General features: G+C 57.7%; 16 protein-coding genes and 1 tRNA gene. 11 read left to right on the top strand and 6 right to left on the bottom strand.

Translation table 11 applies throughout. The features are described from left to right. The first annotated feature begins 510 nt into the window (after window positions 1–510). The 4 genes from rpoE (at window position 511) to EIY71_RS18445 (ending at window position 4,337) form a co-directional block, all read left to right on the top strand. Complete coding sequence (gene rpoE / locus EIY71_RS18460; protein ID WP_003172477.1) at window positions 511–1,092, top strand: RNA polymerase sigma factor RpoE; 582 nt, start codon at window positions 511–513, stop codon at window positions 1,090–1,092. Between the two features lie 31 nt (window positions 1,093–1,123). Further along, the gene (locus EIY71_RS18455) at window positions 1,124–1,711 is read left to right on the top strand and encodes a sigma-E factor negative regulatory protein (protein ID WP_085747223.1); all 588 of its coding nucleotides are present in this window, start codon (window positions 1,124–1,126) and stop codon (window positions 1,709–1,711) included. An 8-nt stretch (window positions 1,712–1,719) separates the two neighbouring features. After that, window positions 1,720–2,682, top strand: a complete 963-nt coding sequence (locus EIY71_RS18450) for a MucB/RseB C-terminal domain-containing protein (RefSeq protein ID WP_007958001.1) — start codon at window positions 1,720–1,722, stop codon at window positions 2,680–2,682. 206 nt (window positions 2,683–2,888) lie between these two features. Continuing rightward, window positions 2,889–4,337: a DegQ family serine endoprotease gene (locus tag EIY71_RS18445; protein ID WP_085747221.1), complete on the top strand. Its 1,449-nt coding sequence runs from the start codon at window positions 2,889–2,891 to the stop codon at window positions 4,335–4,337. Between the two features lie 78 nt (window positions 4,338–4,415). Here EIY71_RS18445 and EIY71_RS18440 read toward each other — a convergent pair whose 3' ends face one another. After that, window positions 4,416–5,849 (bottom strand): M48 family metalloprotease, encoded by a 1,434-nt coding sequence (locus tag EIY71_RS18440; protein ID WP_134022626.1) that lies wholly within the window; start codon window positions 5,847–5,849, stop codon window positions 4,416–4,418. 97 nt (window positions 5,850–5,946) lie between these two features. On the opposite strand from EIY71_RS18440, the gene EIY71_RS18435 reads away from it, so the two are divergent. After that, window positions 5,947–6,186 (top strand): sulfurtransferase TusA family protein, encoded by a 240-nt coding sequence (locus EIY71_RS18435; protein WP_007958011.1) that lies wholly within the window; start codon window positions 5,947–5,949, stop codon window positions 6,184–6,186. A 32-nt stretch (window positions 6,187–6,218) separates the two neighbouring features. Beyond that, window positions 6,219–7,289, top strand: a complete 1,071-nt coding sequence (locus EIY71_RS18430; protein ID WP_007958012.1) for an AI-2E family transporter — start codon at window positions 6,219–6,221, stop codon at window positions 7,287–7,289. 34 nt (window positions 7,290–7,323) lie between these two features. Here the strand turns inward: EIY71_RS18430 and EIY71_RS18425 are convergent, their stop codons facing one another. Next, window positions 7,324–7,797 carry a peroxiredoxin gene (locus EIY71_RS18425; protein ID WP_134022624.1) on the bottom strand — a complete coding sequence of 158 codons (474 nt, stop codon included), beginning with the start codon at window positions 7,795–7,797 and terminating at the stop codon, window positions 7,324–7,326. Window positions 7,798–7,807: 10 nt separating this feature from the next. Further along, window positions 7,808–8,368 (bottom strand): glycine cleavage system protein R, encoded by a 561-nt coding sequence (locus EIY71_RS18420; protein WP_007958014.1) that lies wholly within the window; start codon window positions 8,366–8,368, stop codon window positions 7,808–7,810. Window positions 8,369–8,681: 313 nt separating this feature from the next. On the opposite strand from EIY71_RS18420, the gene dapA reads away from it, so the two are divergent. From dapA to EIY71_RS18390, 5 genes are all read left to right on the top strand, one after another. Beyond that, on the top strand, window positions 8,682–9,560 hold the full coding sequence (gene dapA / locus EIY71_RS18410) for a 4-hydroxy-tetrahydrodipicolinate synthase (RefSeq protein WP_085747220.1): 879 nt from the start codon (window positions 8,682–8,684) through the stop codon (window positions 9,558–9,560). A gap of 17 nt (window positions 9,561–9,577) precedes the next feature. Then, entirely contained in the window at window positions 9,578–10,693 is a 1,116-nt protein-coding gene (gene bamC, locus EIY71_RS18405; protein WP_064383102.1) for an outer membrane protein assembly factor BamC, read from the top strand. A 4-nt stretch (window positions 10,694–10,697) separates the two neighbouring features. After that, the gene (locus tag EIY71_RS18400) at window positions 10,698–11,456 is read left to right on the top strand and encodes an MBL fold metallo-hydrolase (RefSeq protein ID WP_134022620.1); all 759 of its coding nucleotides are present in this window, start codon (window positions 10,698–10,700) and stop codon (window positions 11,454–11,456) included. Between the two features lie 28 nt (window positions 11,457–11,484). Next, window positions 11,485–12,198: a phosphoribosylaminoimidazolesuccinocarboxamide synthase gene (gene purC / locus EIY71_RS18395; RefSeq protein ID WP_007958019.1), complete on the top strand. Its 714-nt coding sequence runs from the start codon at window positions 11,485–11,487 to the stop codon at window positions 12,196–12,198. A gap of 83 nt (window positions 12,199–12,281) precedes the next feature. Beyond that, window positions 12,282–12,371 (top strand) — tRNA-Ser (locus EIY71_RS18390). 197 nt (window positions 12,372–12,568) lie between these two features. Here the strand turns inward: EIY71_RS18390 and EIY71_RS18385 are convergent. The 3 genes from EIY71_RS18385 to EIY71_RS18375 form a co-directional block, all read right to left on the bottom strand. Beyond that, complete coding sequence (locus EIY71_RS18385; RefSeq protein WP_134022618.1) at window positions 12,569–13,162, bottom strand: hypothetical protein; 594 nt, start codon at window positions 13,160–13,162, stop codon at window positions 12,569–12,571. A 75-nt stretch (window positions 13,163–13,237) separates the two neighbouring features. Next, window positions 13,238–13,699, bottom strand: a complete 462-nt coding sequence (locus EIY71_RS18380) for a Rap1a/Tai family immunity protein (RefSeq protein WP_134022616.1) — start codon at window positions 13,697–13,699, stop codon at window positions 13,238–13,240. Continuing rightward, window positions 13,612–13,948 (bottom strand): hypothetical protein (locus EIY71_RS18375; RefSeq protein ID WP_218568800.1); only part of this gene is annotated, 337 nt, incomplete at its 5' end. The genes EIY71_RS18375 and EIY71_RS18380, both read right to left, overlap by 88 nt.

Genomic DNA, 13,948 nt, shown 5'->3' with positions numbered 1-13,948 from the left:
GCGGATGGGCGAGTCGAGACAGCCACACAGCCCACTAGTATATAGAGGGGTGGGGCGGCACAATAGCCGGGCCGATATGGCATTGTGAAACTACCGTGACGGAGAAATACCGACGCTTTGTCGGATGTTTTTTTCAGCGGTTTTGAGAAAAAGCGACTGTATCGCAGATGAAACACGCTTTTTCCGCTCACGGTTGCACAATGTCGGCGCGGCACGTCTATAAATATTTGGAACTTTTGCCAAAGGCCCAAGATCAATAGACAGTTGCCCGAAACAAGGGACAGTGTCGGCTTCAATGCGGAACCTGCGGTTGGGTTCTTGCCGGCGAGCCGATGACAAGATTATTCGCGCAGCCGGTTCATCCCGCGCTGCGTTTTTCGTGCGTGCCAAATCAGAGCCCGCAGGAAACTTGCTTGGAGGGGGAGAACTTTTGCGAAAAGCCCGAGTCTATGTTTGCAAGTCCGGTCGTTTGGTCATGCAAGCCTCCTCCGAGTTTATCGAGGAGTGTTCATGCTAACCCAGGAAGAGGATCAGCAGCTGGTCGAACGCGTTCAGCGTGGCGACAAGCGAGCTTTCGATCTGTTGGTGCTGAAGTATCAGCACAAAATTCTCGGGTTGATCGTGCGTTTTGTGCACGACACCCATGAAGCCCAGGACGTCGCACAAGAAGCCTTTATCAAGGCGTATCGAGCGCTTGGAAATTTCCGCGGCGACAGTGCGTTTTATACGTGGCTGTACCGCATCGCCATTAACACGGCGAAGAACTATCTGGTTTCACGCGGCCGTCGGCCGCCGGATAGCGATGTAAGTTCCGAGGATGCAGAGTTCTACGATGGCGATCACGGCCTGAAAGATCTCGAGTCTCCTGAACGTGCATTGCTGCGGGATGAGATCGAAGGCACCGTCCATCGAACCATTCAGCAGCTGCCAGAGGATTTGCGCACGGCGTTAACTTTGCGCGAATTCGATGGTCTGAGTTACGAGGACATCGCGAGCGTCATGCAATGTCCGGTTGGTACCGTGCGCTCCCGGATTTTCCGCGCCCGGGAGGCCATCGATAAAGCTCTGCAACCGTTGTTGCAGGAAAACTAAAGACAGCGGCGACAGCCAAGAGAGGAACGCCATGAGTCGTGAAGCCCTGCAGGAATCGCTGTCCGCAGTGATGGATAACGAAGCGGACGAACTGGAATTGCGTCGAGTGCTCAATGCACTGGACGACGTTGAAACCCGTGAAACCTGGGCTCGTTACCAGATCGCTCGGGCAGCCATGCACAAGGATCTGTTGCTTCCACGTCTGGATCTCGCTGCGGCGGTTTCAGCTGCGCTGGAAGACGAAGCGACCCCTGCCAAAGTGACACGCGGCCCATGGCGCAGCCTCGGTCGTCTGGCTGTAGCCGCTTCGGTGACCGTTGCTGTACTGGCAGGTGTTCGTCTGTACAACCAGGACGAAATCGCCGGCGTCGAACTCGCTCAGCAATCCAATCAGCCAGTGCTGGCTACCCCTCAGGTCAAAGGCCCGGCGGTATTGGCAGGCTATAATGAGAGTTCGGAAGCTACTGGCCCAATGGCCAATGGCGTACTGCAAGGTCAGCCAGGCTGGCACGATCAGCGTCTGCCAGGTTACCTGCGTCAACATGCTCAACAGGCTGCCTTGAAAGGCACCGAGAGCGCGCTGCCATATGCACGTGCAGCAAGCCTGGAAAACCGTTAAGGGGGATCATGCGCGCCATACCTCTACTTTCGCTTCTGCTCAGCGGCTGGTTCATTGTCCCAGCCCACGCCGACGAGGCTCAGGACTGGTTGACCCGCCTGGGCCAGGCCGAGCAGCAGCAAAGCTTTCACGGCACATTCGTTTACGAGCGTAACGGTAGCTTTTCTACCCACAACATCTGGCATCGCGTCCAGAATGGCCAGGTCCGAGAGCGTTTGCTTCAGCTCGACGGTTCGGCTCAGGAAGTCGTGCGCATTGATGGGCATACTCAATGCGTCAGCGGCACCCTGATTGCGGGTCTGGGGGATTCTCCCAATTCCGCCGCTCGCCCTCTCGATCCCCAAAAGCTGAAGAACTGGTATGAGCTTGCCGTCATTGGCAAGTCGCGCGTGGCCGGGCGTGAAGCGGTGATCGTATCGCTGACGCCGCGTGATCAGCACCGCTACGGTTTCGAACTGCATCTGGACAAGGAAACGGGCCTGCCGCTCAAGTCTCTGCTGTTGAACGACAAGGGGCAGTTGCTTGAGAGATTCCAGTTTACGCGGCTGGATACCTCTGAAGTCCCATCCGATAAAGACCTGCAAGCCAACTCCGATTGCAAGACAGTCACGCTCGACAGCGACAAGGCGTCTGCGGTCAAAACCGCACAGGTCTGGCGTTCCGACTGGCTGCCTCCTGGCTTTGAACTGACCAGCAGTTCCTCGCACAAGGATCCGGAAACCAAGACCCAGGTCAACAGCCTGATGTATGACGATGGTCTTGCCCGCTTCTCCGTGTTTCTCGAGCCGCTGAACGGCGCAACTGTCACCGATACCCGGACTCAACTGGGCCCGACCGTTGCCGTATCCCGCCGTCTGACAACGCCTCAAGGCGAAATGATGGTGACGGTGGTTGGCGAGATTCCAATCGGGACCGCCGAACGGATTGCCCTGTCGATGCGCAATGATGGCGCTGCAACCAGCAAGCAGTGAGCTGATTCCAGCTATCTCCACTTCGTCGTCGAGACGTGAAATGTTTGCTGAGCATTTTCATTTGCCAAACACCCGAAAATTTTTTATAGGTCAGAGCCTCTCGGCTCTGGCCTTGTTTGTTGTTCCCGGAACAAAAATGCCGGCCTGTGGTTTCCGGTGTTCCTTGCTCCATATCGCTTAACCCTGCTCGTCGTAACGGGAGCTGTATGTCGATACCAAGCTTGAAGTCTTATCTCTCCATTTTCGCCACTGTGCTGGTGCTCGGTCAGGCTGTTCCTGCAGTCCAGGCGGCTGAAGCGGCCAGTCCGGCCAACCTGCCTGATTTCACCCAACTGGTCGAACAGGCCTCGCCTGCGGTGGTGAACATCAGTACCACGCAAAAGCTGCCGGATCGCAAAGTGAACCAGCAAATGCCTGACCTGGAAGGCTTGCCACCGATGCTGCGCGAGTTCTTCGAGCGGGGCATGCCGCCGCAACAGCGTTCTCCGCGTGGTGATCGTCAGCGCGAAGCGCAATCGTTGGGTTCGGGCTTCATCATTTCGCCGGATGGCTACATCCTGACCAACAACCACGTAATCGCCGATGCCGATGAAATTCTAGTCCGTCTGGCAGATCGCAGTGAAATGAAAGCCAAGCTGATTGGCACCGACCCACGCTCCGACGTGGCGCTGCTGAAAATCGAAGGCAAGGATCTGCCAGTGCTGAAACTCGGCAAATCCCAGGACCTGAAAGCCGGTCAATGGGTGGTCGCAATCGGTTCGCCATTCGGCTTTGACCACACCGTGACCCAAGGCATCGTCAGTGCCGTCGGCCGCAGTCTGCCGAACGAAAACTACGTGCCATTCATCCAGACCGACGTGCCGATCAACCCGGGTAACTCCGGTGGCCCACTGTTCAACCTGAACGGTGAAGTGGTCGGGATCAACTCGCAGATCTATACCCGTTCCGGTGGCTTCATGGGCGTGTCGTTCGCCATTCCGATCGACGTGGCCATGGACGTTTCAAATCAGCTGAAAAGCGGCGGCAAAGTCAGCCGTGGCTGGTTGGGCGTCGTCATCCAGGAAGTGAACAAGGATCTGGCCGAGTCGTTCGGTCTGGATAAACCGGCCGGTGCGCTGGTTGCACAGATTCAGGATGATGGCCCGGCTGCCAAGGGCGGCCTGCAAGTGGGTGACGTGATCCTGAGCATGAACGGTCAACCGATCGTCATGTCCGCTGACCTGCCACATCTGGTGGGTGCTTTGAAGGCTGGCGCCAAAGCCAATCTCGAAGTGATTCGTGACGGCAAGCGCAAGAATGTCGAGCTGACTGTCGGCGCCATTCCAGATGAAGACAAGGAACTGGATGCCCTGCCGAAATCCGGTGCCGAGACCAACAGCAATCGTCTGGGTGTATCGGTTGCCGAGCTGAGCGCCGAGCAGAAGAAAACCTACGACCTGAAGGGCGGTGTGGTGATCAAGGAAGTGCAGGACGGTCCTGCGGCCCTGATCGGTCTGCAACCGGGCGACATCATCACGCACTTGAACAACCAGGCCATTGGTTCTTCCAAGGAGTTTGCCGAGATCGCCAAGGCGCTGCCGAAGAACCGTTCGGTGTCGATGCGCGTTCTTCGTCAGGGTCGTGCCAGCTTCATCACCTTCAAACTGGCTGAATGATCCAGTTATCTAAGAAGTAAAAAAAACCGCCTTGAAAGAGGCGGTTTTTTTGTGTCCGGAATTTGTCTCGGCGCAGGCTTAACCCATCATGTCCTTGACCATGCGCTCCTGCTCCATCAGCTCGCGCTGGCGAGCATCGATGCGTGAGGACAGCGGGAAGTTGCTGCCTGCCTTGCGCTTGGCGAAGTCCAGTTGCTGGATGGCCTGGCGGTAATCGCCGACCAGCGCGAAATATTCGGCACGGGCCTGATGCAGGCCAATGATGTTGCCGGACAGTCCGCGTGTTTCTGCAACCTGATACCAGACGTCCGGATCGTCCGGACGCGATTTCAACAAACCTTCCAGCGCCTTCTCCGCATCGGCGGTACGATTTTGTTTCAGCAGCAGATCGACGCGTACCTGGTTCAGCGGGTAGTTGCCTGGATACTGACTGAGCATCCGGTCAACGCGTGACTGGGCATCGGCCAACTTATTGTTGGTGATGTCCAGATCGACCTGCGCCAGGTTGTAGATGATCTCGTTCGGCGATTTCTCCAGCAGTTGCTTGAGATTCTCTCGTGCCTCGTTCAGCTGACCGCCCTTGATCTGGGCGATCGCCAATCCGTAACGGGCCACATCGTTGTTCGGATTATCGTCCAGTTGCGCGCGGAAGCGCTTGGCACCAAGGCCCGGCGTTTCTTCGTAGGTCAACTGCACTCGCGCGCGTATCAGTTGGTAGCGTTTGCTGTCTTCGATGCCGCCGGGTTTTGCCTGTTCGGCGCGGTTACGGGTGTCGGCGATACGCGATTCGGTGACCGGGTGAGTCAGCAGGAATTCCGGCGGCTTGGCGTCAAAACGGTATTGGCGCATCAAACGCTCGAACATGGTCGGCATCGAGCGCGGATCGTAGCCTGCCTTCTCCAGATTGAGGATGCCGATGCGGTCGGCTTCCTGCTCGTTCTGGCGCGAGAAGCGCCGTTGCTCCTGGATCGCCGCCGCCTGAGTGCCGGCAATCGCTGCAATGCCGGCATCGCCTGCGCCTGCCGCAGCGATCACGATGCCGGCCAGCAGCGCCGCCATCATCGGCACCTGCATCCGCTGCGAAGCCTCGACGCCTCGGGCGAAGTGGCGTTGGGACAAGTGAGCCAGTTCGTGAGCCAGTACCGAGGCATATTCGCCCTCGGTCTGCGCATTGAGGAACAAACCGCCGTTGACCCCGACAATCCCGCCCGGCGCCGCAAAGGCGTTGAGCTGCGGGCTGTTGATCAGGATGAATTCCAGGCGTCGGTCATTGACCTGGCTGGTTTCCACCAGCTTATAGACGCTGGACTCGACGTAGTCCTTGAGCTGTGGATCGTTGAGCTGCGAAACCTGGCTGCGCAGCAAGGCCAGCCAGGCGCGACCCAGTTGATATTCCTGTTGTGGCGAGACGATGGCAGAGCTGGCGTCACCGAGTGACGGCAGGTCGTCGGCGAAGCCCGGTGAGGCGAGCAGGCAAGCGAGCGTCAGCAGGGTAGGGCGCAGAAATGTCATGCACAAAGCCTTAGTCGACAAAGACCTTACTGTAGCCGGACACCGGGCCTGCGACCAGATATTCTAGGCAGCCTGACCACCTGATCCGGAGTGACGCATGACCGACGCTGTAGCCCATGACTGTGAACTGGACGCCAGTGGCCTGAATTGTCCGTTGCCGTTGCTCAAGGCCAAGATGGAGCTGAACAAGCTGCCCAGTGGCGCGGTACTCAAGGTGATTGCCACGGATGCCGGCTCGCAGCGCGACTTTCGCACCTTTGCCAAGTTGGCCGGTCATACGCTGCTGCGTGAAGAAGACGAGGCGGGTGTCTACCGCTACTGGCTGAAAAAAGCCTGAAACCGACCGCGTAAATGACCTAAGGAAAATTGATGTTCAAAGTGTTGCGCGACTGGATTCAGCGCTACTTCTCCGATGAGGAAGCGGTGGTGCTGGCGGTTTTGCTGTTTCTCGCCTTCACCGCTGTACTGACGCTGGGCGGAATGCTCGCGCCGGTGCTGGCCGGAATGGTGCTGGCGTACCTGATGCAGGGGCTGGTGGTTACGCTCGAACGCTTACGTGTGCCCGGCGGCGCGGCGGTCGGTCTGGTGTTTGCGCTGTTCATGGGTGTGCTGATGGTGTTCATCGTCGTGGTGCTGCCGTTGCTCTGGCATCAGTTGATCACCCTGTTCAACGAGCTGCCGGGCATGCTCGCCAAGTGGCAATCGTTGCTGCTGTTGCTGCCGGAGCGCTATCCGCATCTGGTCTCTGACGAGCAAGTGTTGCAGGCGATCGAAGCGGCGCGAGGCGAGATCGGCAAGTTCGGCCAGTGGGCGCTGACATTCTCGTTGTCGAGCCTGCCGCTGCTGGTGAACATCATGATCTATCTGGTGCTGGTGCCGATCCTGGTGTTCTTCTTCCTCAAGGATCGGGCAATGATCGGCGAGTGGGTGCGCGGCTATTTGCCGCGTGAGCGGGCGCTGATCACCCGGGTCGCCGAGGAAATGAACCGGCAGATCGCCAACTACATTCGCGGCAAGGTCATCGAAATCGTGATCTGTGGCGGCGTGACCTATATCGCTTTCGTCGCACTGGGTCTCAACTACGCGGCGCTGCTGGCCCTGTTGGTCGGCGTATCGGTGGTGGTGCCGTATGTCGGGGCGGTGGTGGTGACCGTACCGGTGCTGCTGATTGCGCTGTTCCAGTGGGGCTGGAGTGATCAGTTCATCTATCTGATGGCGGTTTACGGGATCATCCAGACGCTGGATGGCAACGTGCTGGTGCCATTGCTGTTTTCCGAAGCGGTCAACCTGCACCCGGTGGCAATCATCTGCGCGGTGCTGTTGTTCGGCGGGTTGTGGGGATTCTGGGGAGTGTTCTTCGCGATTCCGCTGGCAACGCTGTTCAAGGCTGTGCTTGATGCCTGGCCGCGCAAGGAGCCGGTGGTGGCGCCGCTGCTTTGAGAATGAATCGGCGCCCGCAAGGGCGCCGACAACATCAGGCCTTGTTCAGCGACTGAGAAGCAGCCAGCACTGCATCGACGTGTCCTGGCACTTTCACGCCACGCCATTCCTGACGCAATACACCGTTCTTGTCGATCAGGAAGGTGCTGCGATCAACGCCCAGGTATTCCTTGCCGTAGAGTTTTTTCAGCTTGATCACGTCGAACAGCTGGCAGACGGCTTCGTCCTTGTCGCTGATCAGTTCGAACGGAAACTCCTGCTTGCACTTGAAGTTCTCGTGGGACTTCAGGCTGTCGCGGGAAATCCCGAAGATTTCCGTGTTGGCAGCCTTGAATGCTGCGTATTGATCGCGAAATCCCTGGCCTTCGGTCGTGCAGCCCGGGGTGCTGTCCTTCGGGTAGAAGTAGATCACCACTTGCTTGCCCTTGAGGGCCGACAGGCTGACAGTCTGCCCGCTGGTGGCAGGTGCTTCGAAATCCGTAACCGGTTGGTCGATGACAACGGCCATGAAAGCTTCCTTACATTGGGTTCTGTGGGCGCCACGGTTCGATCAGTGCATCCAGGTTCATGGCGTCGGCGAAATCCAGGAACTGGTCGCGCAGCCAACTGATCTGGGTGCCGGCGGGCAGGGTCACGGTGAACGTGGCGTTGAGCATGGTGCCGCCGGTCTGCGGTGCCTGATAGGTATCGCACGTCAGGTTTTCCAGCTCGACGTTGTGATCCATGAAGAACTGGCACAGCTCGTTGATGATATCCGGACGGTACGCCGAAGACACGTAAGCCACGTACGGCAGGGCTTGCGGACGGTTTTCCAGGGCGGCGCTGCGCACCACGTTGACGGTGAACGCATGACGCTTGGCCAGCACGGGCAGGCTGCCTTCGAGGCGAGCCAGGGCGTCCCAGCTGCCCGAAACTTCAAGCACCAGCGCGCTGCACTCGCCGTGGCGGGTCAGGCGCGAAGTGACGACCGCACAGCGGTTTTCATGGCTGGCGCGGCACAGGACGTTGGTCAGCTCCATGGGATTGGCGCCGAGGGCACTGATGACAAGGAATTGTTCGCGAACTGTGGGGGTGGACATGCAGCATTCCTAAAGCGATGAGCGGTCGGTAGGGAGAGGGCGTTGATTGCCGGGGCAATGACTGTCCGGAAGACCCGATTCGTGTGGCGCTACGGCTCCATCAACAAGCAAGCGTACGGCAACGACACTGGAACGGGGCCCGGGAGGCCGAAACGGGAGACTGGAACCCGGCGTACAAGCTGATCAGTACCGATCAAAGTCTGAAGGGTAGCGAAAAGCGGCGCCAAGGGGAATGGCGGCACAGTACTTCGCTTGTGCAAGCATCTTGGCGCCAGTACCATTACCGCTCTCTTTTTCCGGCAGGAGCGGTTTCATGATTGCGGGCAGTATGGTGGCACTGGTCACACCCATGGATGCACAAGGGCGTCTTGACTGGGACAGCCTCAGCAAACTCGTGGACTTCCATCTCAAGAACGGCACCCATGCCATTGTCGCGGTCGGCACCACCGGCGAGTCGGCAACCCTTGATGTAGAAGAACACATCGCCGTCATCAAAGCCGTGGTCAAACAGGTTGCCGGTCGCATTCCGGTGATCGCCGGTACCGGCGCCAACTCGACCCGCGAAGCTGTCGAGCTGACCCGCAATGCCAAGGAAGCCGGCGCCGATGCCTGCCTGCTGGTAGTCCCGTACTACAACAAGCCGACCCAGGAAGGCCTGTACCAGCACTTCAAGCACATCGCCGAAGCGGTCGACATCCCGCAGATTCTCTACAACGTTCCTGGCCGCACCTCCTGCGACATGCAGGCCGAGACCGTGATCCGCCTGTCCACCGTGCCGAACATCATCGGCATCAAGGAAGCGACCGGCGACCTGAAACGCGCCAAGGCGATCATCGACGGCGTGAGCAAGGACTTCATCGTGCTGTCCGGCGATGATCCGACCGCAGTCGAGCTGATTCTGCTGGGCGGCAAGGGCAACATCTCCGTCACCGCCAACGTCGCCCCGCGCGAAATGGCCGACCTGTGCGAGGCCGCGCTCAAGGGCGACGCCGAGACCGCACGGGCCATCAACGAAAAACTGATGCCGCTGCACAAGGACCTGTTCATCGAAGCCAACCCGATTCCTGTGAAGTGGGCTTTGGTCGAAATGGGCCTGATGCACGAAGGCATCCGCCTGCCGCTGACCTGGCTGAGCACACCTTGTCATGAAACGTTGCGCTCGGCCCTGCGCCAGTGCAGCGTCCTGGTTTAATTGAGGAAGTACAACGCATGAAGCGAATGGCCGGACTTTCCGCACTTGCCTTGATTATCTCCAGCACCAGTGGCTGCGGATGGGTCTGGGGCCCGGAAGGTTATTTCCGTGACCGTGGTAGCGATTACCTGGAAGCGCAACAGACTGCACCGATGCAACTGCCACCGGATGTCAGCACCTCCAAGCGCCTGGATCCGCTGCTGCCGATCCCGCGCAACGTGGCCGACGACACCGCCAAGGGTGAATACATCGTTCCGCGCCCTCAACCCCTGTCGACCGTTGCCGACGCCAGCGACTACTCGCTGCAGAAGAGCGGTGATTCGCGTTGGGTCATGGCCCAGCACCCACCGGCCGAAGTCTGGCCAGTGGCGGTGCAGTACTTCCAGGACAACGGTTTCCGTCTGGATGAACAGCGCCCGCAAACCGGTGAATTCACCACTACCTGGCAGCATTCCGACGAACTGTCCGCCGCCATGGCCAAGCGCCTGAGCGCCGCCGGCGTCAGCACCGACAGCGAAACCCGCGTGCGGGTGCGCATCGAGCCAGGCGTGCAGCGCAACACCAGTGAAGTATATGTGGTCAGCGCCGAGCGTCCTGCCGGCAGCACCGCCAATGTCGATTTCACCAACCGTTCGGTCAACACTGGCCTGGACGCTGCGCTGGTCGACGACATGCTCGCAAGCATGAGCCGTACCTCCGAGAAGGGTGGTTCGGTGTCGATGCTGGCTTCGCGTGATTTCGATACCCCGAGCCGTGTCAGCCTGAGTGAAGACGGCAGCGGCAACCCGGTACTGAACGTCGGTACGGACCTGGATCGTGCCTGGTCGAGCGTCGGTCGTGCGCTGGAACAGGGCGAATGGCGCGTTGAAGACATCAACCGCAGCCTGGGTCTCTACTACATCAACTTGTCCGAAAAGGCCGAGAAGAAAGACGAGAAGCCTGGTTTCTTCAGCAGCCTGTTCGGCAGCGCGCCGACCAAGGAAGAAGTTGAAGCTCGCGCCGAGCGTTATCAGGTTCGCCTGAGCAAGGTCGGCGAGAACGTTCAGGTGACCGTCGAGAAAAACATCAACACCGTTGCGCCGGCCGATGTGGCTCGCAAAGTGTTGAGCGTGATTCAGGACAACCTGGGCTGATCCAATGCGTTTTGCCGTTCTCGGCAGCGGTAGCCAAGGGAACGGCACGCTGATCGCCAGTGCTGGTACGTATGTGCTGGTGGATTGTGGTTTTTCCCTGCGGGAAACCGAAAAACGCCTGTTGCGCCTGGGTGTGAACCCGGCGCAACTGAGCGCGATACTCGTAACCCACGAACATGCCGACCACGTGCATGGCGTGGGTTTGCTGTCTCGGCGCTACAATCTGCCTGTCTACCTCAGTCGCGGCACACTGCGCGGGATGCGCAAACCGATTGAACCTGCCGGTTTCGTGACTGGTGGCGAGCAACTGCAGATCGGTGCTCTGAACATCGGGGTCATTGCCGTGGCCCATGATGCGCAGGAACCGACCCAGTACGTGTTCAGTGACGGTGAGCGGCGCTTCGGCCTGCTGACTGACCTGGGCTCTTACTGCGAGCGGGTGCTGGACGGTTATCGGGACCTCGATGCGTTGATGATCGAGTCCAATCACTGTCGCGACATGCTGGCCCGTGGTCATTACCCGTACTTTCTCAAGCAGCGGGTGGGCGGCGAGCTGGGACATTTGAACAACCATCAGGCGGCATTCCTGGTGGCCGAGTTGGGCTGGCAAGGCCTGCAACACCTGGTCCTGGCCCATCTGAGCAGCAAGAACAACCTGCCGCAGCTGGCCCGGCAATGTTTTGTCGACACCCTCGGGTGCGACCCGGACTGGCTGCAACTGGCCGATCAAGATTCAGGGCTCGACTGGCGCCACATCGCCTAGCCCATCTACTTAGCAAGCGGAGCCCATCATGGAAAAACGTGAAGAACTCTACCGCGGCAAAGCCAAATCGGTTTACAAGACCGACGACGCTGACCGCTTGATCCTGCTGTTTCGCAACGACACTTCGGCGTTCGACGGCAAGCGCATCGAGCAGCTCGACCGCAAAGGCATGGTGAACAACAAGTTCAACGCCTTCATCATGCAGAAACTCGAAGCGGCCGGCATTCCGACCCAGTTCGACAAGCTGCTGGCCGACAACGAAGTGCTGGTGAAAAAACTCGACATGATCCCGGTCGAGTGCGTCGTGCGTAACTACGCCGCCGGCAGCTTGGTCAAGCGTCTGGGCGTCGAGGAGGGCATGAAGCTCAACCCGTACACCTTCGAACTGTTCCTGAAGGACGACGCCAAGGGCGACCCGTTCATCAACGAATCCCACGTCGTGGCGTTCGGCTGGGGCACCGCCGAGCAACTGGCGCGCATGAAAGAACTGTCGCTCAAGGTCAACGAAGTCCTGAGCAAACTGTTCGACGACGCCGGCCTGCTGCTGGTGGACTTCAAGCTTGAATTCGGCGTGTTCAGCGACGGCTCCATCGTCCTGGGCGACGAGTTCAGCCCGGACGGCTGCCGTCTGTGGGACAAAGACACCAAGAAGAAGATGGACAAGGACCGCTTCCGCCAGGGCCTCGGTGACGTCATCGAAGCCTACGAAGAAGTCGCCAACCGTCTGGGCGTACCGCTTTAATCGACGCAAGCATCTGATAGCACGGAGAAATTTTCGAAAGAGGGTTTGCTTTCGGTAAAAGTGTTGTTATGATGCGCGCCGTTGGAGAGATGCCAGAGTGGCCGAATGGGACGGATTCGAAATCCGTTGTACCTTCACCGGTACCTAGGGTTCGAATCCCTATCTCTCCGCCATACATAGAAAAAGCCCCGTAGCTGAGAAGCTGCGGGGCTTTTTTTTTGGCGCTGGGAAAGCGTGTTTGGCGACAAGAGTCGTGCAGATCGTTTTACCTGCGTAGAGAAAATAAATCTGTCCTCCCTGCTGATATTCGACCTTTGGCAAGTGTCGATTTTTTAAAGATACGGGTAACAAAGAATTTAAGAAGTGACATTTATACCGGGTCTAGGTGGTCTGCTATCAGTTCAAAGCTGTACTCACCGTGAGTGAGCGTTTGATGTTGTTGAATTTCTCCTATGACACGCCATTCCTTCCATATTTCATCAATGTCCTCAGAGCATTGCCGCATAAAGTCCGTATTCACAAAGTCCTCCCACTTGCCTCGAAGATCAACGTCATCATAGGCAGCTCCCGGATCAACAAATACTGTTTCGTCTACCTCAATGGTGACAGGCTGGCCGTGTGCGATGGTGTCTCGAAAGTCCTTCAGTTGATCGATAGTCGAGTACGGCCGCTTCGAGAAGTCCGGGGTCAAATCAAGAGCCTGAAGTACAGACTTGAGTTTTCTTTCGAACGGCTTTCTTTCTCTCCAGTCCGCCACCTTCTGGGCCCCTATGAAGTTGAGTCTCGATTCAAAGGTGAAGGCGAGCAAGACGAGGCAGGCAGTAATGTCTAGTGAGATCCCTTCGCGGTTGCCAGTCGCATCCATTTCCTCGACTCGCTTCCTTAGGTGGTTTGCCGTATTGGATATGTCGTTGTGGATATTTATTTTCTTCGTGGCGGTTTTTCGAATCTGAAGTTGTTTCATTCCATCCCCTAGATCAATGCAGTGTCTTGAGTACAGAGAATTATGTGATTACGTCCAGCCCCACTAATTTTCGAGTCACTCGCAGAGATACGCTTCTTGGATGGCGAACATGGCTAGCGTGGCATCGTCCGTGTCTGTTAGCTCGCTCTGCCGAATGTAATTCACTACCAGCCGTACTGCTTCGTCGTTTGCAATCTCTCTATTGGGGAAGCAGGTTTGAAATTCTTTCGGAAGCTTCGAGTTCATAGACCTCATCGTCTTAAGAACACCTTCAACCATTCCAATGCACAGGCCCATGGAGGGTGTCGCTTCAGGTTGGAGCTCTTCGTGGTCCATAAACTGAATTACATCGTTGCATTGCGCGAGCAGTCCTGCCTCTTCCTTTGCATAAACCTGTCCGCTTACCAATAGGCTGACCATTGCAACTGTTACCGCTACGGCTGTCATCCTCATGGGGTTAATGATCTGGAAAGCCATCCAGCCAATGGCACGGCGATTGATACCGCCAAGGCGATACCAGACATGGTAGTTGCCCATAGAAACTTACTGTTTTCTTGCTGAAGCCCCGCCAGCACGGAGGCAACAAGTGGAAAGTTGACGCAGCGGTCTTCCTCTCCTGCAATCGATGTATAGAACGCTACCTTGGTGCCATCGTGTCTGGTGTAGCCGTACTTTTGTTCCATATGGTAGTAGAGCCTGCCAAATACTATGTCACTGTCGACATTCAATTCCTTGGCGATCATCTTGCAATCGATTGGCACGAAGATTTTTGACCTACGCCTGTTT

It is taken from the genome of Pseudomonas sp. CH235 (assembly GCF_004368175.1).
In the GTDB taxonomy this organism is placed as follows: domain Bacteria; phylum Pseudomonadota; class Gammaproteobacteria; order Pseudomonadales; family Pseudomonadaceae; genus Aquipseudomonas; species Aquipseudomonas paraglycinae.
This window is presented reverse-complemented; position numbering and strand designations above follow the sequence as displayed.